General features: G+C 46.4%; 17 protein-coding genes and 1 tRNA gene. 14 read left to right on the top strand and 4 right to left on the bottom strand.

Annotated features, from left to right (window positions below):
* Positions 1–46 precede the first annotated feature (46 nt).
* The 7 genes from BN8899_RS02725 to BN8899_RS02695 all read left to right on the top strand — a co-directional run bounded on the left by BN8899_RS02725 (position 47) and on the right by BN8899_RS02695 (position 13211).
* Positions 47–3568 (top strand): SusC/RagA family TonB-linked outer membrane protein, encoded by a 3522-nt coding sequence (locus BN8899_RS02725; protein ID WP_082986878.1) that lies wholly within the window; start codon positions 47–49, stop codon positions 3566–3568.
* Positions 3569–3580: 12 nt separating this feature from the next.
* Entirely contained in the window at positions 3581–5017 is a 1437-nt protein-coding gene (locus BN8899_RS02720) for a RagB/SusD family nutrient uptake outer membrane protein (RefSeq protein ID WP_065218205.1), read from the top strand.
* Positions 5014–6390, top strand: coding sequence for a TlpA family protein disulfide reductase (locus BN8899_RS02715; RefSeq protein ID WP_065218204.1), 1377 nt, complete (start codon positions 5014–5016; stop codon positions 6388–6390). Before BN8899_RS02720 ends, BN8899_RS02715 begins: the two co-directional genes overlap by 4 nt.
* A gap of 395 nt (positions 6391–6785) precedes the next feature.
* On the top strand, positions 6786–7595 hold the full coding sequence (locus BN8899_RS02710; protein WP_065218203.1) for a hypothetical protein: 810 nt from the start codon (positions 6786–6788) through the stop codon (positions 7593–7595).
* 17 nt (positions 7596–7612) lie between these two features.
* Positions 7613–10543, top strand: coding sequence for a FimB/Mfa2 family fimbrial subunit (locus BN8899_RS02705; RefSeq protein WP_065218202.1), 2931 nt, complete (start codon positions 7613–7615; stop codon positions 10541–10543).
* A 36-nt stretch (positions 10544–10579) separates the two neighbouring features.
* Positions 10580–11710: a FimB/Mfa2 family fimbrial subunit gene (locus BN8899_RS02700; RefSeq protein WP_065218201.1), complete on the top strand. Its 1131-nt coding sequence runs from the start codon at positions 10580–10582 to the stop codon at positions 11708–11710.
* A 328-nt stretch (positions 11711–12038) separates the two neighbouring features.
* The gene (locus tag BN8899_RS02695; protein WP_231932248.1) at positions 12039–13211 is read left to right on the top strand and encodes an ATP-binding protein; all 1173 of its coding nucleotides are present in this window, start codon (positions 12039–12041) and stop codon (positions 13209–13211) included.
* Between the two features lie 9 nt (positions 13212–13220).
* On the opposite strand, the gene recR is transcribed toward BN8899_RS02695, so the two are convergent.
* Positions 13221–13838 carry a recombination mediator RecR gene (gene recR / locus BN8899_RS02690; RefSeq protein ID WP_018338419.1) on the bottom strand — a complete coding sequence of 206 codons (618 nt, stop codon included), beginning with the start codon at positions 13836–13838 and terminating at the stop codon, positions 13221–13223.
* A 2-nt stretch (positions 13839–13840) separates the two neighbouring features.
* Positions 13841–15562: a single-stranded-DNA-specific exonuclease RecJ gene (gene recJ / locus BN8899_RS02685; protein WP_065218200.1), complete on the bottom strand. Its 1722-nt coding sequence runs from the start codon at positions 15560–15562 to the stop codon at positions 13841–13843.
* A gap of 258 nt (positions 15563–15820) precedes the next feature.
* Between recJ and lysS the strand changes: the two genes are divergently transcribed.
* From lysS to BN8899_RS02660, 5 genes are read left to right on the top strand one after another with little or no spacing between them, the layout of a single operon-like run.
* Positions 15821–17554, top strand: coding sequence for a lysine--tRNA ligase (gene lysS / locus BN8899_RS02680; RefSeq protein ID WP_065218199.1), 1734 nt, complete (start codon positions 15821–15823; stop codon positions 17552–17554).
* Complete coding sequence (locus BN8899_RS02675) at positions 17544–18548, top strand: NAD(P)H-dependent glycerol-3-phosphate dehydrogenase (RefSeq protein WP_065218198.1); 1005 nt, start codon at positions 17544–17546, stop codon at positions 18546–18548. Before lysS ends, BN8899_RS02675 begins: the two co-directional genes overlap by 11 nt.
* A 12-nt stretch (positions 18549–18560) precedes the next feature.
* Positions 18561–19502, top strand: a complete 942-nt coding sequence (locus BN8899_RS02670; protein ID WP_065218197.1) for a nucleoside recognition domain-containing protein — start codon at positions 18561–18563, stop codon at positions 19500–19502.
* A 4-nt stretch (positions 19503–19506) separates the two neighbouring features.
* Entirely contained in the window at positions 19507–20691 is a 1185-nt protein-coding gene (locus tag BN8899_RS02665; RefSeq protein WP_065218196.1) for a hypothetical protein, read from the top strand.
* Between the two features lie 23 nt (positions 20692–20714).
* The gene (locus BN8899_RS02660) at positions 20715–22376 is read left to right on the top strand and encodes a putative transporter (protein ID WP_065218195.1); all 1662 of its coding nucleotides are present in this window, start codon (positions 20715–20717) and stop codon (positions 22374–22376) included.
* Here BN8899_RS02660 and mnmA read toward each other — a convergent pair.
* On the bottom strand, positions 22362–23414 hold the full coding sequence (gene mnmA / locus BN8899_RS02655) for a tRNA 2-thiouridine(34) synthase MnmA (protein WP_065218194.1): 1053 nt from the start codon (positions 23412–23414) through the stop codon (positions 22362–22364). The genes BN8899_RS02660 and mnmA overlap by 15 nt on opposite strands.
* A gap of 89 nt (positions 23415–23503) precedes the next feature.
* On the opposite strand from mnmA, the gene BN8899_RS02650 reads away from it, so the two are divergent.
* Positions 23504–23576 (top strand) — tRNA-Trp (locus tag BN8899_RS02650).
* A 105-nt stretch (positions 23577–23681) separates the two neighbouring features.
* Here the strand turns inward: BN8899_RS02650 and BN8899_RS02645 are convergent.
* Complete coding sequence (locus BN8899_RS02645) at positions 23682–24224, bottom strand: hypothetical protein (RefSeq protein ID WP_065218193.1); 543 nt, start codon at positions 24222–24224, stop codon at positions 23682–23684.
* Positions 24225–24308: 84 nt separating this feature from the next.
* On the opposite strand from BN8899_RS02645, the gene BN8899_RS02640 reads away from it, so the two are divergent.
* Positions 24309–24965 carry an HAD family hydrolase gene (locus BN8899_RS02640; RefSeq protein WP_065218192.1) on the top strand — a complete coding sequence of 219 codons (657 nt, stop codon included), beginning with the start codon at positions 24309–24311 and terminating at the stop codon, positions 24963–24965.
* Positions 24966–24980 lie beyond the last annotated feature (15 nt).

The raw sequence follows: 24980 nt of genomic DNA, 5'->3' as shown, positions 1-24980 counted from the left end.
ATTATTTCAAAAACAGGATTATAGAAACCTAAATTAATTCTTACCTATGATGAAAAAATGGAACGGTAGTGGTTCTGGCAATCGCGGGATTGGCGGGATCATCAAGAAGATTATGTTTGTTCAATTCGTGTTGGCCTTGTGTATTTTCACGAGTGTGGCGTCAGTTGCGTCACAAAATAGGGAGGTGAACCTGACTTTCGAGGAGGTGTCTTTGTCCCAGGCGTTGAAGGAATTAAGTGAGGCTTCCGGTTGTAAATTTATTTTTAATTACGATGATTTGAACCGCTATAAGGTGACTGCCAGGTTGCATGGGGCGAACGTGGAGGCATGCCTGAATATTTTGTTGAAGGATAAGCCTTTCAAGTATAATCGCGAGGGCGAGTTTTTTGTGATCTCGTATAAAGAGGACGCCCGGAAGGACGAGGAATTGCGGGTGAAAGGTGTCGTGAAGGATGAGCAGGGTGTGCCATTGCCGGGGGTGACCGTTGTCGTGAAGGGTACAACCACGGGTATGGCTACCGATGCCGATGGACGTTTCGAGTTGCGGGTGAAGGAACGCAACGTGACGCTAGTATTTTCTTTCGTGGGAATGAAGACGAAAGAAGTGATTGCAGATGCGGACAAGGCGTTGGACGTGGTGATGGAGGAGGAAGCCGAGATGTTGGGGGAGGTGGTTGCCACGGGTTACCAGACGATTTCGCGGGAGAGGTCGACCGGTTCGGCAGTGATCGTTAATTCCAAGAAATTGGGACAGGTGCAATCTACCGATTTGATGACGAAGCTGGAAGGTATTGCCCCGGGATTGATGAATTACGGGGGGATCATGTCTATTCGCGGGCGGTCGTCTTTCGCGGTGTCTTCCACTCCGCTGGTGGTGGTGGATGGGCAGGTGGCGAATGTCGACCTGAGTGCGATTAACCCGGATGATATCGAGTCGCTCACGGTGTTGAAAGATGCTGCCGCTACCTCGTTGTACGGAGTGCGGGCTTCCAATGGCGTGATCGTGATCGTGACGAAACGGGCAAAAGATAAGACCACGGACGTGAATGTTTCTGCTGGATTTTACGTGTATCCGCTCCCGAGTTTCGGGTATCAGGATTACGCGTCTACCGGCGATATTATTGATTTCGAGCGGGACTTTCTGTTGAGCGATCCTACTCACAAGAGTAATCCTGCCGATTATTTTGCGAGTAAGAATGACCCGACGACCCCGAGCCGGTTGACGGGAGTGGAGCAGTTGTATTACGAGATGTCTTTGGGAAATCTGACCGAAGCGCAGTTGGAGCAAAAGTTGGATGAAATGCGCAAATACGATTATCGAAAGGAGAGGCGGAAAGCGTTGTTGGAAACGGCAGTGACGCAGGATTACAATTTGTCGATAGCCCGGGGAGGGGAGAACTCCAATTTATTCGTGTCGTTCCGTTACCAAGATTACGGGCAGTATGCCAAAAGTTCAGATAGCAAGCGGTTTAGTGTTTACTTGAAGAGCGAAATGGATTTGGCGAAGTGGTTCCGGTTGACTTATGGTGCCAATGCTTATTTCACCCGGACGAAACAATCCGTGTCGGTGGATGATTTGGGTGTGGATCGTTCGGACGAGATTATGCCTTACGAGCGGTTGAAAGATGATGACGGGAATATGGTGTACCATTATTTTCACAATTATTATTTGTCACAGGATATAAATGAAACGGAAGGATTGAAGTTCATGGGATACAACGAGCTGGAGGCGTCTACCCAAAATATGCAAACCACGAGGGATACTTATTTAAAGTTGTTCACTCACGCGGATTTCAAGATCGTGAAGGGGTTGGATTTAGGTATGAAGTTCCAGTACGAGAGAAGTTACACGGATAAAGACCGGTACGACGAGCAGGATTCTTACATGATGCGTAAGACGATCAACGAGTTTGCCACCAAGAACATGTATAATAATTTCGTGTATAATATTCCGGATGGGGGACATATCAGAAAAGAGAGCAACCGGAACGAGTTTTATAATTTCCGGGTACAGGCGAATTACCAGACCACGATAGGTGAAGACCATGATATCACGGTGTTGGTCGGTGGCGAGGTGCGACAAGATCATTGGCGTTCGTCCGGGAGCGAGGTGTACGGGTATGATAAAGACAAGTTGACTGCCGCGCAGGTGGATTGGTTGACTTTGACCCAAAACGGGGTGATCGGACAGTTGAATAGCGCTACACCGAGAAAGAAAAGCGAGTTTATTTTGAATGGTGATACTAAGCATCGTTACGTGTCGGCTTATGCTAATGCCGGTTATACTTACCTGGGACGTTACACGCTGAACGGAAGTATTCGCGTGGACCAGGCAGACCTTTTCGGTACGGACCCGAAATACCGGTATAGGCCTTTGTGGTCGTTGGGCGCTAGTTGGAACGTGTCGGGCGAGTCTTTCTTGCGGGATGCCGATTACCTTGATTTGTTGAAGTTGCGCCTGACGTATGGAATCACGGGTAACGTGGATCAGAATTCTTCTCCTTATTTGTTGGGTGTGTATTTGAATTCTCCCTGGAGTAACGGGAACATTACGGATATTCTTGTGGCTCCGAACAAGTTGTTGCGCTGGGAGAAGACATCGTCTTTAAATGTCGGGATTGATTTCTCGTTCTTTGCACGGTTGAACGGTTCGTTAGACGTGTACCGGAGATATAGTTCCGATTTGTTGGCGAAGAAGTCCCTGGATCCGTCTTACGGTTTCTCGGAAGCGACCGTGAATAACGGGGAGATGAAGAACACGGGTGTGGAGCTGAGTTTGTCTTATGATTGGTTGAAAAAGAAAGACTGGTCGTTGAACACGATGTTTACAGCTGCATATAATAAGAATAAGATCAAGAAGGTCGGTTACACGCCGACTGCCGCGGATTACATGTTGAAATCCCCGTATTCCTATTATTTGGAGGGAGATACTTACGGGACGGTGTACGCGTATCGGTATGCGGGATTGACAGAAACGGGCGATCCCTCGGTGTATGACGAGAATGGCGAGGTGCGGTCGAATACCGCTGTGGATGACATTCGGGCTTTGGTGGCGAAAGGACAATTGGCTCCGAAATGGAACGGGGCTTTAGGGTTGAATTTGAGGTGGAAGTCTTTGCAGTTGAATGCGAAATTCGTGTATTATTTAGGTCACTCGTTGCGTAATGATGTGCCGAAGTTGTATTCTATTTATAGTGACATCACGGGGTATATGCATAAAGATATAGCGAAACGCTGGACTCCGGAGAATACGAACACGGATGTGCCGTCTATGGGACCGAACGGGTTGGCGATAGACCGTGAGATGCACTGGAAGTATGCCGACATGCACGTGTTGAGCGCTTCATTTATCAAGTGCCGCAATATCGGGCTTTCTTATACCTTGCCGCAAGAGTGGACGCGTATGTTGAAGTTGAAGAACGTGAACGTGCGTGCCCAAGTGAACAACCCGTTCTATTGGGCAAAGAATAAAGAGGGGATCGACCCGGAGGCTTTCAATGCTAACGAGGGAACTCGCGCGCAGGAACAAGTGACAACTTATGTTTTCGGTTTGAATATAAATTTTTAAGGGGAGAGAAATATGAAAAGATATATCGCGATAGGCTGTTTGTGTTTGACCATGCTGTTTGCTGCATGTGACAATTATTTGGATATAGTGCCTAAAGGACAGTCCGTGTTGAATTCCACGGATGATTATCTCGGTCTGCTGGAAGAGGTGAGCCCGAATTATGACTTGGGGAATCTCTGGTACATGGCGAATGAGATAGGTGGTACTAATATGCCCGCGTTGGAGGCTTACCAAGACCCGCTGTCTGCTATCGGTTTCTTTTGGGATGAAACCAAAAATCGGGCGGATTACATGGAAACGGACGAGTTGTATGACGCGTGTTATAAACGTATCATGCGATATAACGTGGTTATATCGAATATCGATGATTCGGAGGGCAATGCGGAGGATAAAGTGACGGGGAAGGCGCAGGCGAAAATCATGCGGGCGTATAATTATTTTTTCCTGGTGAACAAGTTTGCCAAGTTCTATGACAAGAATACGGCGGCTACTGACAACGGGATTATTATTCACGAGGAGTTGAACCTGGAAGCGAAGAGCAAACAGCACACGGTGGCTCAGGTGTACGAGGTCATTGAACGTGATATTATGGAGGCATTGCCCGATTTGCCGGAGCGCGCGAAGAATGCTTTCCTGCCGGACAAGTATTTCGGGTATGCCTTGAAAGCCAAGGTGCATTTGTTCAAGAGGGAGATCGACGAGGCGCTGGCAGCCGGGTTGGAGGCGTTGAAATCGGATTATCACAAGTTGTGGGATATGCCCGCTCTGTACGCGGAATTGGTGGCGGAGAATCCTTTGCTTGGCATGATGCCTTCGATGTTTATGACGAGTGTATATAAGAATATTGACGACCCGGAGAATTTATTGTACCAGTTCGGGTTGAATCAATTTGATCCTGTGCCTTCTATGATTCGTAAGCCGTTAGTCGATCTGTATGACAAGTCGAATGATTTGCGTTATGTGATGTGTGTGTCTGGTTCAAAGCCCAAGACGGCGGAAATAGACGCGATGTCGATCATGTGCTCGAAAGTCAATTGGAATTGCGGTGGAATCCGTTTGTCCGAGGTGTATTTAATGGTGGCGGAGTGTTATGCCCGGAAGGATGACAAGACGAATGCGTTGTTCTATTTGGACGAGTTGAGGAAGATGAGATTCTTGCCTGCGGGATACAAGGCTTCGGAGGCTGCGGATGCCAAGGAGGCATTCCGGTTGATTCGGGATGAACGGAAACGGGAGTTGTTGCTTACTTCCAACGGGTTCTTTGATATGCGTCGTTTTTGCGCGGAATTTAACGAAACGTTGACGAAAGAGTACGTGATGAAAAATGCCACCACGGGGGAAACGACGATAAAGACCTATACGTTGAAGCCGAATTCTCCGTTGTTGATATGGCCTTTCCCGAAAAATGCTATGGAAACAAGTGATTTAATTCAAAATACTACTTTATGAGTTGTGGTGTGAAAGTGTTGTTTGTGTTACTGGTTCTGGCTTTTGCCGGAACCAGTTGTCAAAAAGAGAATACCCGGGGAACGAGCGTGACGTTCTCGAAATCGGTAGGCGGGGATATTTATTTCCAGCCGGAGGAGAAGGATGGATACGAGAAGGTGGTGCCGGATTCCTTGGGAAATCTCGTGTTGAAGATTGAGTTGAAGGAACCGGGGTATTACCGGTACGTGAGTACGAAACAGTTTTTTTATTCCGTGTACCTGACTCCCGGTTCGCGAGTGGAGATCGTGGAGAACGAGGACGGGGTGTTTTTTAAAGGTGACCACGCGGCGGAGAATGCTTTTTTGGCGGAGAATCCTTTTGTTGGGGAAGCCGAGGAAGGGGTGGAGAAGTATTCTGCCGAGTGGGTGAGTGCGAATTGGCAGGGATTGGAGCGCATGATAGGTAAGTTGCGGGAGTCCGGGTTGCCGCGGGAGTTTATTCAGTTACAGGAGTTGAAGTATAGGTTCGGGGTTTACAAGCAATTGCTGGAGGGACCGGCATTAATGGCTATGTTTATGAACAGGACCGTGCGGTTGCCGGATGATTATTATGATTTTTTGAAGGATTTGAAGTTTGATGATCCACAGATTACCCGGGTGCCGAAATGGTTTCAAGTGATGGTGGGTGCTTTCGAGCGAATGGAAAAGGAGGGGATGTTGGAGGTGTCGTTGGAGCATTTTATGGAGGTTTACGGGAAACGGATTGAGGACGAGAAGGTGCGTTCCTTGTTCCTGGTGAATTTGTTGGATTTGACGCTGCAAAAGGGGTATTCGGATCAGTTTCCCGCTTATGTGATGAGTGTGCGGCGATTGATAACCGATTCGGTGGCAATTGCCCAATTGCCGAGGATTGAAGCCCGCTACCGGGAGGCACTGGAAGCGAATCAAATGATTGTGCGGGGGATGTCTGCGCCGGAGTTTAAGGCTGTGGACGTGAACGGGAAGGAGTATTCTTCTGCCGATTTTAAAGGGAAAGTGCAGGTGTTGGATTTTTGGTTCACGGGGTGTGTGCCTTGTCGTGCCGAGATGCCTTACATGGAGAAATTGGCGGATGAGTTGGAGGGGCAGCCTATCGTGTTTGTCGCGATGTCTTTGGACTCTGGGAACGAATTGTTAGCGACTTGGAGGCAAATGGTGAAGGATAAGAAGGGGAATGAGTATCATTTGAATGTGCCGGACGGTTTTAAATCGGCTCTGGCGAAGAGTTACCTGATCCGTGGGGTTCCCCGGGTTGTTGTTATTGATAAAGAGGGTAAGATTGTGGATGCTTATGCCAAGCGACCTTCTGACCCGAAATTGAAAATGCAATTGGAACAGTTGATAGAAAGGTTATAAAAAGTTTATAAGGTTCGTGAGGTCGGGCTGGGCGGCATTCATTTGATTTTATGAATTTTATGACCTTATAATTTTATAGGTTAGCGGGTGTGTCAATGACACACCCGCTATTTTATTGAGAATCAAATAAAGATCGTTTAATAATGTGCAAATATATGACTTTTTTTGTTATTTGTAAATGCTTCCGGTTCTATTTTCAAAATTCACAATCAGGTAGTTGTGATTTTGTCGACAAGAGTCGATTGTTACAAGTCGAACGATCATTAAACGATCTTTTTTTGATAGCGTGAGGGAGAGGTGATCGACTACGGTAAATGAGTGTTTTTTGTTTGTTAGCTTATTTGTTAAGTGATTGATATTGTGTAAATTATAAATTTAAATTTAATCGTAAAATTATGAGAAAAGTTCTAGTTGCAATTTTGTGTTTATTCCTCTTGGGGGCTTGTTCCCGGGGAAATGAAGAAGGGCAACCGGAGGTTTCCGGGAGTCGGTTGGCGCTAGGAGTGCGGTCTGTTGATAGTATGATTATCACGGGCATGCCTGCTGCCGTGTGTGAACTTACGGGGGGTCCCGTGGGAGGTAGCTTTGAAATGAACTATTTCGAGGCAGGAGAGGAGATTGTTTACCAGGATTTACAACCGGGTGAGCACACGTTTCTTGTACTGGGGAACGTGATGGAAGAGGATGAATGTGAATTGTTTATTAATTCATATGCGCCCAAAGACATTCAATTTCGTTGGCGAAATGGCGGTCGTTTACCCGAGCTTTTCGGAGGTCTTATTAAGGTTGACGGGGCGAGCGAGAAAATGACCGTGGAGATGTTGCGTTTGGTTGGAGAGTTGAAAGTGAACGTGGTGAACCCGTCGGAGTTTGTTAGGATGGACGTGAGGTTGGATATGCAGTGTTATTATGAGGTAGAACCCATTTTATTGGGTGATTATTCTTTGATGCCGGAAATGTACTCTTCAGATTTGGAGGTGGGTGAAAGTTTTTATTTGTTCCCGACTAAAAAAGCGGTATTCGGGGAAATTATTGCTTGGGACGAGAACTGGAATGAATATAGGTTCGGGTTTGAGGCGAAGAATTGTATACAACGGAATAAGAAGTTGGAATTGAATCTGACTTTGAATAAGGCTACTGCCCAAGCTCGGTCGCTGGAAGCCGTGAATACGGTGATTTGCGAGGAAACGGTTTCGGATTTGTAAATTTAAAAGCAAAAGAGATGAAAAGGATATTATATACGCTTGTTGTATTGGCTGCCGTGTTTTTCACGGGCTGCCGGGAAGATCAGTTGGAAGGCAACGTCCCGGGAAAGGAAGTTGCATTGACTTTTAGCGGCAGGGCTGCCGGTTTGTCAGCAGAGGCGTTGAGCAAGGAGGTCGAAACGTTACATTTGTTGATTTTTAACGAGGACGGCAGTTTCTCGCAACAGAAAGAGTTTGCCGGGTTGGCGGACGTGGCTCCGGTGAAATTGCCTTTGGGAACCTACACGTTTGCTTATCTTTCCAACGTGGGGCGGGAACAGATCAGCGGGTTGTCGGAAGGAGCTTCGTTGGATGATGTTGTTGTCGCGTTACAAACGGATGGAAACGGCGAGGTGGTGATGCCCGGCAGTATTTTTTCCGGCGTGGATAAAATCACGGTGGGAGAGGACAAGGTGAGTGATGCCGCGCTGAACCGTATGGTGGGGCGTCTGGATGTAAACGTGAGTGGGGTGAAAGCCGGCGTGGAGTTACAAAGCGTAACTTTGTTAGGTTCCCCGAAATCCGTGAATTTCAACGGGACTCCCGGGGACACGAAAGCACGGTTGGTGGTACCGATGAGCAAGAACGGAGAATTGATGCAGGGGCAAGCGGTAGCGTTTCCCACGTGTGTCGATTCTTTGGCTCGTTTGGAGTTTGTGGTCGTGAAGAACGGTGTGCCCGAAACACACGTGTCCGAGTTGAAGAATAAGGTAGAAGCGAATAAAATTCACACGATTAACGTGAAAGTGAATGTCACTGGTGATATTTTTGACGTGGAGATCGAGATGAGCGTGGAAGAATGGGGAGGTTCGGAAAGTGAGGATCTTATCGCGAATGAAAAATTCTATGTCGATGGATGGACGGTGAGATTGGCGACGGGAGGCATGTTCGAGGATTTGGATCAAATACAGGAGGTTTCTGTCAGTTTTATGTCTGAAAAAGGTCAGATTTTTGGTATTCGAGGAAGAAAAGGGGATGAATGGGAGAAACTTGAGTTTTTTGGGGATACTCTTGTCCTATCTTCTTTTGGGGGGCAGGAGTGTGGAAATTTCACGGTTCAGAATATTGATGTAGTAGACGCGGAGTGGAACCGTTTGTATGTTTTACCCGCTCCGGTGAAAAATGTAGTGATCGATACCACGGGAATCGTGAATGTGGTTTTGCCCTCGATGCTTGAGGTTGCGGAGAGTGACAAGGCTGCTTTGCTGGAGTTGCGGGAGGTGATGACTGCTGCTGGAGTTGATGTGTCTAGGGAGTGGCGAGGAGATAATATTAATTTGTGGTATGGGGTAGAGTTGAATGCCGAAGGGCGTGTTGTCGGGATCGGTTATTCCAATTTGGATGATTACGAGAATGATTATGACCGGAGCCGTTCGGCGAAAGTTGCTTCTGGAACAGTTGTGAAATCAGTGACAGTAGCACGAGAGATGGAAATTGTTTGGAGCGTACCGGAATCGTTTAAGAATTTGACTGCCTTAAAGTATTTTAATATTTGGGATGAAGAAGCCGAATTTGGCGTGTTGGCGGAAATTCCCGCTTTTATAAAAGATATGTCTGATTTAGAGGAGTTGACTGTTGCCGTGAATAGTACTATGCTTCCTGAATTGCCTGCAGGATTGAAATATTTGGAGGTGGCTAGCAAGACGTTGACTCATGTTCCAGCCCATATCGGGAATTTGACGCAATTGCAAGAGTTGATTATCACAGTTACGGGTTATGACGATGAGGCTGATGAGGTTGATATGACTTTGCCGAAGATTTCGGAGTCGAGTATTTCGTCGATCGAGATGAGTTTTGATAAATTGACGGAATTGAAGGCGTTGTATCTTGTCGGTGGGGCGAATTGCGAAATCCCGAGCGGGTTGTGGAATTTGCCTGGCGGTTCTCTGCGTGAGTTTGGGCTTTATGGTTTTAGCCATATCCAAGTGCCAATTTCGATAAGTAAATGGAGTGTTTTGAAAGATTTGTCACTGGTGAACTCTACGCTGGTACCTGCGGATGTTGAGTTGATAAAAAATTTAAATTTGACTGATTTGATGATTAGTTCTCCTGCTTTCGGAAAAAGTGGGCTTCCCTCTTGGTTGGGAGGAATGAGTTCGTTGAAATATTTGACGTTGTTTAATTGCGGAATTACTTCTATTCCGGAGTCTTTTGACGGGTTGGTGAATTTGCGTGATCTTGATGTACCGGGTAATCCAGATTTGTCAGGGAAGTTACCTCCCGTTTTGTTGGAAAGGTATAATAATAGCGAATTGTATGTTTACACAGAGGGGTCGGAAAATTTCAATCCGGATGGATTGACCTTGTCGTTGTCAACTTCCTATATTCAAGCTGATGAAGAAGGGGGAGAGTATATTGTCGAGGTGAAAACAAATGGAGAGTGGACCTGTGGTGCGCAGTGTTGGAATCCTGATTTCTTGTGCGTGACGGCGGAAGGAACAAATATAAAGGGTGATTCTGTTTGTTACAATGCAGATCATGTATTGACCGGGACAGGGGATGCTACGTTGCGAGTGAAAGTGAGGGAGGCTTTTTATGGCGAGAGTCGTGATGGAGGTGTTATTGTAGAAGTTGGGCGACGTCATTCTATGAGGGTTAATGTTGAACAAAGTGCCGCATTGGAAGAACGTCTTGAGTTGAACGTGGCAAAAGATTCGGTGGCATCTGGTGAGTGGTTTGACTTAAATGTATCTTCCAACTCGAATTGGCATATAGACTGGAATGTGCTCGATGGAGACGTGTCAAGCGTGTTGTTGAATTTTGATGATTGTTACGGGAGAGGGAATAAGACAGTGAGAGCGCAACTTGATATGCAGGGAGGTAGTTCGTGTACAATCGAGGTGCATTTGTTTTCAGATATAACGGGCAGAGAACAAACCGTTGTGCTAACGGGACGCCAGAATGAGTAGGTGATGTTTGATTAGTAACTATTAAAGAGTGGATACATGAAAAAGTTTATCTATATATTTATGGTGTTATCGCTGGCGCTTGGTTTTTGCGGTTGTGGCGGTTCCGGGGGAAGTGATGGACCGGATAAACCAGATGTGCCGGATACCCCGGAAGGAGGACCTGCAAAGGTGGAGTTTGCACTGAAGAGCGGTATTAATAGTTTGGATGATGCCGGTTTGAAGGGGATTATTTCGCACGTGCGTTTGTTCGTGTTCGACCAGTCGGGAAAATTAAAAAACAGTTATAAGTATAATTCCGTGGCGGAAATCAAGAGCGTGGAGATGGACGAAGGGAGTTACACGGTGGCTTTTGTCGGGAATGTGCCCGATGATGCGAATATCTCGGGTAACACGGAGGGCACGGCACTTGCCGATATGAAGATCCAGTTGACACGGAAAGACGGTGCCGCTAATTTCACCCCGTTGGGGAACGTGCTTTTTGCCAAAAACACGTTGACCGTGGGGGGCGAGGACACGAAGGTGGAGCTTACCGTGAAGCGGACGCTCTCGACGACGAAAGTGCAGGTGACCGACTATTCGGGCAAAATCACCGAGGCGGGGGTGCTTGTGCCTAACGTGGGAACGACGCTGGCTTTCGGCGACACGGAATGGAAGGAACCGGGAACCGTGTTCGTGACGATGACGAAAGGTGGCTTGGCTCGTGCGGATAGTGAAGACAAGAATTATTCGGTAACGATGAATATTGCCGTGGTGAATGAAGGTAGCAGTGCCGGGAAGGACAATAATATCCAATGTAATATTATCGCGAGGGACGAGTCGCAAGAGGTGGTTTTGGCTCAAGTGGTGAATGTCGTCGCGGAAACTAAACCGGACACGGAGGTTTCTATGAGCGTGGAGGTGAAAGAGAGTGCTTCCGGCGACGGGCAACTCGAATCGACCGTGAATAAGGTGGAAACGAAAGATGAAACCGGGAAGACGGAGGAATTGCCGGAAGATAAGGTTGAAATCAAGGAAACCGATGTAACGATCGAGGTATTTCCGGGAGATTGGCAAACGGGGAATACCGAGGACGTGGAGATCGGTGAGCGAGAAGATTTTGTCCGACCTGGAGGGACGGAAAGTAATTGGGATGGTGGAAATAAGGAGGAAATCGTGATAGGGGACTAGAGGGAGTTTATCGTGGAAAGTGGGTGTGCCAAAACACACCCACTTTCCATAAGGTTGAAATATTACAAAATTGTGGATGATTGTATTGATAATCAGTGATTTGTATTGTAATTGACTTTGTAAACTTTATTTTATCCCTCGTAAAACACGCAACGAGAGTTCCGGGAGCGGTGGTGGAAGCCATCATAGTGGCGTAGTCATGGTAGTTTTTGAGAGGCGTATAATTATTCGTATGTTGGAGTAAGAGGAAAGAAGGTAGGAATAGAATTATATTTGGTTTATTTGGATGGTTTATGTAATTTTGCAATACAACTTCAAAATTGCATAAATGATGGAAACAGGGTTTATAAATAGAGAGTTAGCAACGGTTATAAAGGAAGCAATAACTTATTTTCCGGTAATAACCATTACTGGACCGCGTCAGTCCGGTAAGACAACCCTTATATGTAACTTATTTGACAATTTGCCTTATTATTCTTTGGAAAATTTAGATGTCAGGGATTTTGCAATAAATGATCCTATTGCATTTTTAAATCAACATCCTGATGGCATGATTTTGGATGAAGTACATAATGCTCCTGTTTTACTTTCGTATATTCAGGGAATGGTAGACGAGCATCCTAAACGTAGGTTTATTTTGTCAGGTAGTTCTCAATTTGCAATGCTTAGAAAAGTATCGCAATCACTAGCCGGACGTACGGCTGTGTTTGAATTATTACCGATGTCTTATTCGGAAACAAAACAGTTGTCAAAAGAGAAGTCTTTGGATGAATTGTTATTTGATGGTTTTTACCCGGCAATATATTCGGGAAGTAATATTCCTAAATTCTTGTATCCTTCATACGTGAAAACTTATTTAGATAAAGATGTTCGGGATTTGTTGCAGATAAAAGATATGATGCAATTTCATACTTTTGTAAGACTTTGTGCGGGACGGATTGGTTCATTGTTTAATGCTTCTGAATTAGCTAACGAGGTCGGGGTGACATCGAATACAATCACTTCATGGTTATCCGTACTTCAGGCGTCTTATCTCGTGATGTTGTTGCCCCCTTATTTCGCGAATTCACGTAAACGGTTGATCAAGACACCTAAGTTGTATTTTATGGATACTGGACTTGCTTGTTATTTGTTAGGGCTCGAATCGGCAGAGCAGTTGGCGAGAGATAAGATGCGTGGGGCTATTTTCGAGAATTTTGTGGTGATGGAGGCTCTTAAAAAACGTTATAATGAGGGAAAAGAGAGTAATTTGTATTTCTATAGAGATAGCAATCAAAAAGAGGTAGATTTGCTGATGAAACGGAATGATGGACTTGTTGGTGTGGAGATTAAATCTGCCATGACTTATAATAGCGATTTTGAAAGAGTGTTAAAATCGTTTGATTCATTGGTGAAAGAATCTATTGTCAAGAAAGCTATAGTTTATGCCGGAACTTTGGAAAATGATAAGGGTGAAATTAAGTTATTGAATTATTCGAGTATTGATAAGGTTCTTGAGTAATTTTTAATCTTACCCGTTCAAATCGAATTTTACCCGGTTCACGATGGAGCGTCCCAACGTGAGTTCATCGGTGTACTCGAGGTCGTTGCCGACGGCGATGCCTTTGGCTAGGGTGCTGACCAGTAGTTCGTCCCGGCGGGGAAGTTTTTTGAAGATATAATATCCCGTGGTGTCGCCTTCGATGGTGGCACGGAGGGCAAAGATGATTTCTTTCACGTCAGAATGGGCAACCCTTTCCAACAGGCTTGTGATATGCAGGTCGGAAGGTCCGATGCCGTCCATGGGCGAGATGATGCCCCCGAGGACGTGGTAAAGCCCGCGGTACTGCCCCGTGGCTTCAAGGGACATGATGTCTTTGATGTTTTCCACGACACAGATGGTGTGGGCGTCCCGTTTGGGATCGGAGCAAAGTTCGCAAATATCTTCGTCCGAGATGTTGTGGCATTGCCGGCATTCCCGGATGGATTCTTTTAGGGCAGTAATGCTGTCGGTGAATTGCTTCACGTCTTCCGGGCTTTGCCGGAGCATATGCAACACGTAGCGTAAGGCTGTTTTACGCCCTATCCCCGGGAGGGAGGCAAATTGTTCAACCGCTTTTTCCAGTAGTTTGGACGATAAAGATTGCATTTTTACTCCTCTTCTTTGAATTTTAAGTCACGGATCATCATTTGTATATCGCTCCTGCCCATGAATTCGTTTTCTTGCAGGGTGTAGCATATATCGAAATATTCTCCTTTGCTGATACGGGAGAAATCTTCACCCATACCGAAGGCGATGCCGCTCCGGTCGTTGCATAGGCGTGTGTCATCGACTACTACCAGTTTGAGGTGTTCGTTATTTTTGCCCACTTGCTTCGAACCCATGAAATTGGTCACGTTATCGGTCATGAATACCGGAATTGTGTTGTTCGGACCGAACGGGGCGAACTTCTGAATCATGGCGTAGAGGTCTGCCGTGATGTCGTTCAACTTGATTTGGACGTCAATGTTGATTTGAGGGGTCAGCATCTCTTCCGTGATCGTTTCACTCACGATGCGTTGGAATTTAGCCTTGAAAGGTTCGATGTTTTCCAGTTTCAACGTCAACCCCGCCGCGTATTTGTGTCCCCCGTAATTTTCAAGGAATTCGCTACATTGCGAAATGGCGTAATACAAGTCAAATCCTTCCACGGAACGGGCAGAGCCGGTAGCCAAACCGTTTGATTCAGTCAGAATTACCGTGGGGCGATAATAGTATTCTGTTAGCCGGGAAGCCACGATCCCGATGACGCCTTTGTGCCAGTTCGGGTTGTAGAGTACGGTCGCCTTTTGGGTTTGATCGTAGTGGGATTGGTTAATATATTCCAAGGCTTCCTCGGTAATGTCGTGATCGAGTTTCTTGCGTTGGTCGTTAAAATTGTTGATACTTCCCGCGACTTCCCTAGCCTTCTCGATATCATCGGCGATCAGGAGTTCCACGGATTTATTCCCCGATTCAACCCGACCAGCCGCATTGATCTTTGGTCCGATACGGAACACGATGTCGTTGATAGTTAGATCTTTGTCGATGCCGGAGAATTTTAATATTGTTTTCAGTCCCAAGCTAGGATTCTGGTTCAATTGTAATAGCCCGAAATGGGCAAGGATGCGATTCTCACCTGTGATGGGCACGATGTCGCTGGCTATGCTGACGCAAACTAAGTCGAGCAGCTTGTACAAGTCGGACATCGGGAGGTTGTGCCGCAGGCTGTATGCTTGTGCCAGTTTGAAGCTAACCCCGCACCCGCTTAACCAGCGGTAAGGATAATTACAATCTTTCCGTTGCGGATCGAGTACTGCCACAGCCTCGGGAAGTTCATCTCCCGGCGTGTGGTGGTCACAGATGATGACATCCACGCCTTTTGATTTGGCGTAACGTACTTTTTCCACGGCTTTTACCCCGCAGTCGGTGACAATCATGAGTGATATCCCGTTTGCTGCCGCGTAATCGATAGCCCGGATGGAAACCCCATATCCTTCCGTGTAACGGTCTGGGATATAATATTCCGGATTCTCGCATTTGTTCTTGAGGTATTTGTAAAGTAAGGAAACGGCTGTCGTCCCGTCCACGTCATAATCGCCATAGATCATGACTTTTTCCTCGTTGCCGATCGCTTTTTCCAACCGGGTGACTGCTTTGTCCATATCCTTCATCAGGAACGGATCGTGCAGCATATTGAGGGTTGGATTGAAGAAAGCATGAGCCTCTTCTGCAGTATTCACTCCCCGTTGAAGTAACAGGTTTGCAATGACATAACTGCAATTCAAGTTTTTAGCTAATGTGTCAATTTTTGCCCACTCGGGTGGGGTGTTGATAACCCATCTTTTCTTCATTATTGCTTTCTCCTATTCTGCTACAAAGAAGCAGAATTTCCTCGGGATTTCAAAAGAAACAAGATTATATTTTTTAACAGCTTCCCGGTGTGTTAATCTATGCGTTTGTGTTTCAGTTTTATAACGGGGATGCTAAAAATGAAAAGTGATTTTTTAACAAACCTGCTTAAGGTCGCATTTTCCTTTCTTCTTTGCGCTTTATTTATTATCTTTGCACATTAATTTTTGAAGTAAAATAACCTTTTAAAGCATATAAGAATGAGTCTTGCAGAATTAAGCGAACAGGAAATTATTCGCCGGAACTCTTTGAACGAGTTGAAAAATTTGGGAATCAATGCCTATCCGGCACCGGAATTTAAAGTAACTCACCTTTCTAAAGAGATTCTTGATAAATTTGAGAAATCACCGGAAGAATTACAAGAGGTTGTAATTGCCGGGCGAATGATGAGTAGGCGCATCATGGGTAAGGCTTCATTTTTTGAATTACAAGATGCCGAAGGTAGGATTCAGGTCTACGTGAGTCGGGATGATGTGAGTCGGGATGAAGCTTGCACGATGTACAACACTGTGTTCAAGAAATTGATGGATATCGGGGATATCGTGGGTGTGAAAGGATTTGTATTCCGCACGAACATGGGTGAGATTTCCGTGCACGCGAAAGAATTAGTCATGTTGTCGAAATCATTGCGTCCCCTGCCGATCGTGAAGGAGAAGGACGGTAAAGTGTTTGACGCTTTTACAGATCCCGAGTTGCGCTATCGCCAACGTTACCTGGATTTGATCGTGAATCCGCAGGTGAAAGATGTTTTTATCAAGCGGTCGAAAATGATTAACGCTATCCGGCAGTTCTACACGGAAATGGGATGCCTGGAAGTGGAAACCCCTGTGTTGCAAGCGATACCGGGAGGTGCTTCGGCGCGTCCTTTTATCACGCACCATAATGCGTTGGATATACCGTTCTATTTGAGAATTGCCAACGAGCTGTATTTGAAACGTCTGATCGTGGGAGGATTTAACGGAGTGTTCGAGTTTTCCCGTAACTTCCGTAACGAGGGTATGGACAGGACGCATAACCCGGAATTTACCTGTATGGAGGTGTATGTGCCTTACAAGGATTACTTGTGGATGATGGACTCCACGGAGCGAATGATCGAGGCTGCCGCTATTGCTGTGAACGGAACGACGAAGGCAACCTTCGGGGAGAACGAGGTGGATTTCAAGCCTCCGTTCAAGCGAGTGAAGATGTCCGAGGCAATCATGGAATATACTGGGTTTGATATTACCGGAAAGAGTGAAGAAGAGATTCGGGAATTCTGCTTGTCTATCGGTTTGAAGGTGGACGAGACGATGGGAAAAGGAAAATTGATTGACGAGATATTCGGGGAGAAGTGCGAAGCGCATTATATCCAACCGACGTTTATTTATGACTACCCGGTGGAGATGTCCCCGTTGACTAAAATGCATCGTAACGATCCGGGGTTGACGGAACGTTTTGAGTTGTTCGTGAACGGGAAAGAGGTGGCTAATGCCTATTCGGAATTGAATGACCCGATCGACCAGTTGAACCGCTTCAAAGACCAGTTGGCTCTCCAGGAAAGAGGGGACGACGAGGCGATGTTTATTGACTACGATTTCGTGCGTGCGTTGGAATACGGAATGCCGCCGACCTCCGGAATGGGTATCGGAATCGACCGTTTGTGTATGTTCCTGACGAATAGTCTTTCTATTCAGGATGTGTTGTTATTTCCGCAGATGAAACCGGAAAAGGTAGTCGTGAACGACCCGGACGAGAAGTTCGTGGAGTTGGGTATCCCTGCCGAATGGGTGGACGTGGTGCGTAAAGCCGGATTTCAGACCGTTGAGGCGTTGAAAGCCGTGGAAAATCCGAATAAGCTGCATCAAGAGTTAAGCGGGTTGAACAAGAAAATGAAACTCGGTTTAAAGACTTTATCACAAGACGAAGTAAAGAATTGGTTTAATCATGGAAATTGAGAATAAACTACGGATTGGTGTCGTGGGCGGAGGTAGCTGGGCTACCGCGATCGCAAAAATGCTGACAGAGAATAACGGACATATTAATTGGTTCATGCGAAACATCGAATCAATTAAAGCCTTTAAAGTATTAAAACACAATCCGAGGTACTTGTGCGAGGTGGAGTTCGATTTGGATCGGATCTCTTTCACGGACGATTTGGACAAGCTGGTGATGAATTCCGACGTGATCGTGTTTGCCATCCCGAGTGCATTCGTGAAGAATGTCGTGACTTCCAGGTTGCACCTTCCATTGAAAGACAAGGTGGTGGTTTCGGCTATTAAAGGGCTGATCCCGGAAGAGAATCTGACGATCGGGGAGTTCCTCCACCAGCAATACGAGGTGCCTCTGGAACAAATTGTGATTATTTCCGGACCTTGCCACTCGGAAGAAATAGCCTTGGAACGATTGTCTTATCTCACGTTTGCCAGCCAGAATCTGCGGGTTGCCCGGTCGGTAGCCCAATTATTCGAGTGTTTTTACGTGAAGACGACGATTTCCGATGATATTTACGGGACGGAATACGGTGCCGTGTTGAAAAACGTGTTCGCTATCGCGTCGGGTATTTGCCACGGCTTGCGTTACGGAGATAATTTCCAAGCGGTATTGATTTCCAATGCTATTCAGGAGATGGAGCGGTTCGTGAACACGGTGCATCCGATGCAACGGGATATTAAGTTTTCCGCTTATCTCGGCGATTTACTCGTGACTTCCTATTCGCAGTTCAGCCGGAATCGTACCTTTGGAACGATGATCGGGAAAGGATATTCCGTGAAGTCTGCGCAAATGGAGATGTTGATGATTGCCGAGGGGTATTTCGGGGTGAAAGGTATTCACGAGATCAATGAGCAATTCAACGTGCATATGCCGATTACGAATGCCGTGTATAATATCTTGTACGAACGTATTAGCCCCACGGTGGAGATCCGTTTATTGACAGACGAACTGAGATAATTTTCAATTGTTATGAGGTTTTGGAAGTGTGTGCGAAATGCCGTGCCTGTGGCGATGAAGACGTCGATATGGTTTTTGAAAATCATGTTGCCGGTTTCTCTTTTCGTGACGTTGCTTTCGTATTTTGATATTCTGCCTTATATATCTTCTTTTGCGGCACCTTTGTTCACGTTGATCGGTTTACCGGGGGACGCCGCGTTGGTTTTTGTGACTAGTATATTTACCAATATATACACGGTGATCGCTTTGCTTGCCACGCTGGATTTTTCCGTGCGGGAGAGCCTGATTATGGCGACGATGTGCCTGATCTCGCATAATTTTATCGTGGAGACGTTGGTTTTGCAGAAGACCGGGTCGTCGGCACGGGGAATGATATTTCTGCGTGTTGCCGGAAGTTTCGTGGCAGCTATCGTGTTGAATTGGATATTGCCTGAGATGAGCGGTAAGATGCTGTCGGAAACGGTGGTCGCGATGAACTTGAGTGAAACTCTTGTCCATTGGTTAGAGAGTAGTTTATTGTTGTGCGTGAAGATTGTGCTGGTGATTACCGGGTTGATGATATTGCAGCGGGTGCTGGAAGAATTCGGGGTGTTGAAGATTCTTTCCTCGATGTTATCACCGTTGATGCGGGTGTTCGGGTTGAACCCGGATGTGGCTTTCCTGTGGCTCGTGGGCAACACGGTCGGATTAGCCTACGGTTCAGCGATCATGTTGGAATGTGCGAAGGAAGGAAAGCTGGCACATCAGGAAGCAGATTTGTTAAATCATCATTTGGCAATTTCCCATTCGCAACTGGAAGATCCCTTGTTGTTTATGGTGATGGGATTGCCTGTCGGTTGGTTGATACTTCCCCGGATCGTGTTAGCAATGATTGTGGTGTGGATTCGACGGGGGATTTATAGTTTGCGGGCGCACGTGCATCCGCCTGTTAAGGTAGAAAATGTAAGTCTATAAATATATGAAGTACACTATTGAAGAGGTATTGAACGAGAAGCAAGCAAAAGAATTTTTGATTCTGCCGGTATCCTTGTATAAGGATGACAAGAATTGGGTGCGACCTTTAGATAATGATATAACGAAAGTGTTTGATAAAGAGAAGAATCCTTTCTTTAAGCATGGAGAATGCACCCGCTGGTTGCTTCGGGAGGAAAGTGGAAAATGCGTGGGGCGGGTGGCATCGTTTATTGACCGGGACATTTGTCATTTAGATGCTTACTCTGTGGGGGGAATGGGTTTTTTTGAATGTATCAACGATCAGGAGGCTGCTTTTATGCTGTTCGACCGTTGTCGCGCATGGTTGGAAGAAAGAGGTATGGAGTCAATGGAAGGACCCGAGAATTTTGGGGAGCGCAACGAATGGTGGGGGCTATTGGTGGATGGATTCAAACCTCCCGTGTTTCAAATGCCGTACACGCACTCGTATTACGTGCCTTTCTTCGAGAATTACGGGTTCCGTGATTATTTCAAGCAATATATTTATCGCACGCGATTGGTTGAAGAGAGCCTTTCCAAAGTGGTGGTGTGGAAATCGGAGCGCTTGCTGAAAAACGGTGACTATCAAATTATTTCCTACCGTGAGATGACACCGGAGCAGGCGAAGTCTTCTTTCCTCACGATTTATAATAAAGCCTGGAATATGGATGTGCATGGCGTTGGGAATATGCAAAGGGAGCAAGTCGATGTGTTGTTTAAAACGTTGAAACCCGTGTTGGACCCGGATTTGCTTTATTTCGCTTATTACAAGGGGGAACCCATTGGCTTTTTTATTATGATACCGGAATTGAATTACATTGTGAAGCATGTGAACGGAAAGATCAGTGGTGTGGGGCTTCTGAAATTCTTGTATTACCGTTATTTTAAGCGGGGGCGTATGGCTTTAGGATTGATTTTCGGTGTTGCCGCGGAATACCAGGGAAGAGGGGTGGAGGCAGCTATGATTTATGCTTTTTATAAAAATATTATTCAAGGTAAAAAAACATACGACTGGTTGGATTTGAGCTGGGTGGGCGATTTTAATCCTCAGATGATGCATTTGATGGATTACATTGGGGCAAAACAGTCCCAAACGTATATCACGTACCGGAAGTTGTTCCGGGATGATATCGTGTTCCACCGGTCAATAGATAAAAAACAGTCGGAATAATAATTTGTGATCACTGAATTGGTATGTCTTGGTTAGGAAGTTTATTTTTTGGGCAAGGTGTTGCGCATTCCGTGTTGATGTTTGCGATTGTTATCGCTTTGGGAATCGTGCTAGGTAAGGTAAAAGTTTGGGGAGTTTCGTTGGGAATAACCTGGATTCTTTTTGTCGGTATTATTTGCAGCCATTTGGGGATGCAGGTGGATGGACATATTCTGCATTTCATGCAAGAATTCGGGTTGATCCTGTTCGTGTATTCGGTCGGGTTGCAAGTCGGTCCGGGATTCTTTTCTTCTTTCAGGAAGGGAGGGATGACTTTAAATATGTTGGCGACGGGGATCGTGTTGCTCGGGGTGGTAACTACTTATGTTATTCACGTGGTAACCGGATTGCCGATCACGACAATGGTAGGTGTTTTGTCCGGGGCTGTAACCAATACACCGGGATTGGGTGCCGCGCAACAAGCTTATATGGATGCGTCCGGCGTGGAAGATCCCACGATCGCTTTGGGATATGCCGTCGCGTATCCCTTGGGAGTGGTCGGAATCATTGGTTCAATTTTGTTGATGCGTGTTATTTTCCGGGTGAAAATGGAGAATGAAAATGAAGCCCTCGAACGGGAAGATGGAGATAAAGGGAGCGGAGCGCAACAATTTTCCGTGCGGGTGACGAATCCGGCATTGTTTGGTAAGGATTTGATGGAAGTGACCCGTTTGATTAACCGGAAGTTCGTGTTTTCCCGTGTTTGCCACGAGAATGACCGGATTGAGATTGGTTCTTCTGAAACTTGTTTACAAGCGGGGGATAAGTTGCTTGTCGTGGCAGCTTTGCAAGATATTGATGCGATTACGGCTTTTTTGGGCGAACGGGTTGAGGTCGAGTGGGAGAAACTGGATAAACAGCTCGTGTCCAGAAGAATTTCGATTACAAAAGCCGAGGTGAACGGAAAGATGCTCGGGGATATGAGGTTAAGGAATTGCTTCGGGGTGAACGTGACACGGGTGAACCGCGCGGGGGTGGATTTGGTGGCAAGACCTAACCTGCAATTACAGATCGGTGACCGTTTGACCGTGGTAGGACCGGAAGCCGCTGTCGCTAATGTTTCCAAAGTATTGGGAAATTCTTTGCGGCGCTTGCGGGAACCGAACCTTGTACCGATTTTCTTGGGTATATTCCTGGGTATTGTGTTAGGAAGTATTCCGTTTACGTTCCCCGGAATTCCGCAACCCGTGAAGTTGGGATTAGCGGGAGGTCCTTTGATTGTATCCATCTTGGTTAGCCGTTTCGGACCCCAGTATGGGCTGGTGACTTATACCACGATGAGTGCAAATTTGATGCTGCGTGAAGTGGGAATCGCTTTATTCCTCGCCAGTGTGGGGTTGCGTGCGGGAGAAGGTTTTGTGGAAACGATCATCAATCAAGGCGGTTACGCGTGGATCGGTTATGGTTTTATTATCACGATCGTTCCTTTGATTATCATGGGAATCGTGGCTCGGGGAATATACAAGATCAACTATTTTACTTTGACGGGATTGATAGCCGGAAGCATGACAGATCCACCCGCCTTGGCGTACTCTAACGGGATTGCGGGGAATGATGCGCCTTCGGTAAGTTATGCCACGGTGTACCCGCTCACGATGTTTTTGCGGGTGTTGACGGCACAGTTGTTAATTTTACTGTTCGCTTAGGATTCCGCCTCCAATAACCCTGTCGCCCCGGTAGAATGCCACAGGTTGTCCCGGGGCAACAGCCCATGCCGGTTCGGCTAGGCGCACGAGAAGTAAGTTGCCCGGGTGTGTGAAAATTTGAGCGTAGCCTTGCGGGTTTAGTCCCAGCCCGCGCACTTTTACTTCTATGTCTGTCGCTAGGAACTCATGGGGATCGATGAAATGATAGTCTTTCACGAGAAATTCCGTGCGGTAGAGAGAGGATTTATCGCACACGATAATTTGATTGTTACGGGCATCGATTTTCGCTACATATTGCGGTTTGCCGTTTTTTAAAGGGATGCCTCTTTTCTGTCCTATCGTGTAATTCCCAATGCCATCGTGTTCGCCAATCATGTTACCCATTTCGTCCATGATCTTTCCCGGTTGGAAACAGGATGCCGTGTCGGGTTGCTGGGCGATGAAATCCCGATAATCCCCGCCTTCAAGGAAACAGATACTCATGCTTTCCCGTTTGGTGGCTAACCGGGTGTAGCCATGTTGTCCGGCGATTTCTTTTACCTGTGCTTTCGTGTAATCACCCAGCGGGGTAATCGTACGGGCGAGAATCTCTTCCCGGATACCCCATAGAAAGTAGGATTGGTCTTTGTTCGGGTCGATGCCTTTATGCACGTAATAATGCTGGTTGTAGGATGATATTCGGATATAATGCCCTGTCGCGATATGATGTACTTTTAAATCATCTGCAAGTACGCGTAACAGATGCCATTTTACAAAGCTGTTACAGATGGCACAAGGGTTGGGAGTGACTCCGGCAAGATAACCTTTAACGAATGGGTCTACAACCTGACGGGCGAAAAGAGCCCTGCCGTCGACCCGGAGTAATTCTATCCCGGTAGCGTGGCAAAGATTATCCAATTCGTTTTCTTGTGCCAGGGATGCCGGGGAATCCCATAGCCTGAGATTGACGCCAATTACTTCAAACCCTTGTTCTTGTAGCAGGAGGGCTGTCACGAAACTGTCTACCCCTCCGCTAAGACCTACCACAATTTTTGTCATATTGCTTATTTTGGGAAACAAAAATAAGCATTAATTTGCCCTCCCTGTTGTTTTTCTCGATAAAATTCCCTTATTTTGCAGCACGAAAAACGGGAGTGGCTCAGTTGGTAGAGCATCGGTCTCCAAAACCGAGGGTCGGGAGTTCGAACCTCTCCTCCCGTGCAGAAAGGGCTGTGTTGCGACACAGCCCTTGGTTCATAAGGTCTATAAAGTTCGTAAAGTTTGTAAGGTTCATAGGGGAGCGTGCTAATATAACACTTGGTGGTTTTACAATCCCTTTGTTATTACGGGAAGTCCGAAGAAACCTTTCTGCAAAGCCAGTACCTTTGTTTTTCCTACCGAGGTTTTGTTGTAAGCCGAGAGGGATACGTGCAAGTTTTTTTTCATCCCGTCGGCGAAAACCACTTCCAGGTAATATTCTTTACGTGTCCCGTCTGCCACGTACCTGCCTCTGCCGATCCGCCGTGTTTTCTGGCGTGTTTTTTGGTATTTATTCTGCACGACTACCTCCTCTTGTTTCTCGGATGCCGGGTCAGCCCAGTAATAGTTGCCCGCGAGGAGCGAGGCATAGCTTAAAGCTCCCACGCAAATCACGTGACAAAGCAAATTGAGAATTTTATCTTCTTCCGCTGTCAACCATGTCCACATTTTATAGAAGGGGGTAGTGAGAACGGCTATCATTAAAGATATTAGCACGGGCGTTGACCAATTGACCAACGTGTGTTCATTAAAGAGGTAGCCGATTGTGTACAAGATAATAACGACACCAAGCACCAGTACGCGAAGCACTTTCATAAATGTAGATTTCATAATATAGCGGCATTAAGTGTTACAAATATAGCGATTTCTTTTTTTTAATGTTATTTTCGCATTGGTTAGTAGTATGGAAAGGATATGATAAAATTGGTGATTTTTGATCTGGATGGGACGTTGTTGAATTCGCTGGAAGATTTGGCGGCAAGTACGAATTATGCATTACGCCGGCACGGGTACCCGGAACACGAGTTGCCTGCCTATCGCTATTTCGTGGGGAACGGGATTGATAAATTGCTTGAACGGGCTTTGCCGGACGCCGTGCGGACTCCGGAAAATGTGATGAAGATTAAGGAGGATTTCGTGGCGTATTATGCCGTGCATAAAGCGGATTTCACGGCTCCTTATGCCGGGATTCCCGAGTTGCTGGGGGAATTGAAACGGCAAGGTATTTTATTAGCCGTGGCATCCAATAAATATCATGAAGCAACCATAGCCCTTATCCCCGCGTATTTTGGAGAAGGACTTTTCGATTTCGTGTTCGGGCAACGGGAGGGAGTGCCTATCAAGCCCGATCCGACGATTGTCTATGATATTATAAAAGCGGCAGACGTCCGGAAAGAGGAAGTGCTTTACGTGGGTGATTCCGGGGTGGATATGCAGACAGCCGTGAATAGTGGTGTGACTTCTGCCGGTGTGACTTGGGGCTTCCGGGATCGCAAGGAATTGCTGGCAAATGGGGCTTGCCATATCGTGGAATCTCCATTAGATATACTGGCAATATTGAATGAAATATAAAAATATATGCTAATT

The sequence above is a fragment of the Butyricimonas sp. Marseille-P2440 genome (genome assembly GCF_900091675.1).
In the GTDB taxonomy this organism is placed as follows: Bacteria; Bacteroidota; Bacteroidia; order Bacteroidales; family Marinifilaceae; genus Butyricimonas; species Butyricimonas synergistica.
The sequence above is the reverse complement of the archived record's forward strand: the minus strand, read 5'-3'. Positions and strand labels throughout refer to the sequence as shown.

Excerpts from the sequence above, each read along its gene's own strand:
- BN8899_RS02710 (WP_065218203.1), top strand. The coding sequence starts at position 6,786 with ATGAGAAAAGTTCTAGTTGCAATTTTGTGTTTATTCCTCTTGGGGGCT.
- BN8899_RS02715 (WP_065218204.1), top strand. The coding sequence starts at position 5,014 with ATGAGTTGTGGTGTGAAAGTGTTGTTTGTGTTACTGGTTCTGGCTTTT.
- mnmA (WP_065218194.1), bottom strand. The coding sequence starts at position 23,414 with ATGACAAAAATTGTGGTAGGTCTTAGCGGAGGGGTAGACAGTTTCGTG.
- BN8899_RS02670 (WP_065218197.1), top strand. The coding sequence starts at position 18,561 with ATGAGGTTTTGGAAGTGTGTGCGAAATGCCGTGCCTGTGGCGATGAAG.
- BN8899_RS02725 (WP_082986878.1), top strand. The coding sequence starts at position 47 with ATGATGAAAAAATGGAACGGTAGTGGTTCTGGCAATCGCGGGATTGGC.
- BN8899_RS02660 (WP_065218195.1), top strand. The coding sequence starts at position 20,715 with ATGTCTTGGTTAGGAAGTTTATTTTTTGGGCAAGGTGTTGCGCATTCC.
- recR (WP_018338419.1), bottom strand. The coding sequence starts at position 13,838 with ATGCAATCTTTATCGTCCAAACTACTGGAAAAAGCGGTTGAACAATTT.
- lysS (WP_065218199.1), top strand. The coding sequence starts at position 15,821 with ATGAGTCTTGCAGAATTAAGCGAACAGGAAATTATTCGCCGGAACTCT.
- BN8899_RS02720 (WP_065218205.1), top strand. The coding sequence starts at position 3,581 with ATGAAAAGATATATCGCGATAGGCTGTTTGTGTTTGACCATGCTGTTT.
- BN8899_RS02665 (WP_065218196.1), top strand. The coding sequence starts at position 19,507 with ATGAAGTACACTATTGAAGAGGTATTGAACGAGAAGCAAGCAAAAGAA.
- BN8899_RS02675 (WP_065218198.1), top strand. The coding sequence starts at position 17,544 with ATGGAAATTGAGAATAAACTACGGATTGGTGTCGTGGGCGGAGGTAGC.
- BN8899_RS02645 (WP_065218193.1), bottom strand. The coding sequence starts at position 24,224 with ATGAAATCTACATTTATGAAAGTGCTTCGCGTACTGGTGCTTGGTGTC.
- BN8899_RS02705 (WP_065218202.1), top strand. The coding sequence starts at position 7,613 with ATGAAAAGGATATTATATACGCTTGTTGTATTGGCTGCCGTGTTTTTC.
- recJ (WP_065218200.1), bottom strand. The coding sequence starts at position 15,562 with ATGAAGAAAAGATGGGTTATCAACACCCCACCCGAGTGGGCAAAAATT.
- BN8899_RS02700 (WP_065218201.1), top strand. The coding sequence starts at position 10,580 with ATGAAAAAGTTTATCTATATATTTATGGTGTTATCGCTGGCGCTTGGT.
- BN8899_RS02640 (WP_065218192.1), top strand. The coding sequence starts at position 24,309 with ATGATAAAATTGGTGATTTTTGATCTGGATGGGACGTTGTTGAATTCG.
- BN8899_RS02695 (WP_231932248.1), top strand. The coding sequence starts at position 12,039 with ATGATGGAAACAGGGTTTATAAATAGAGAGTTAGCAACGGTTATAAAG.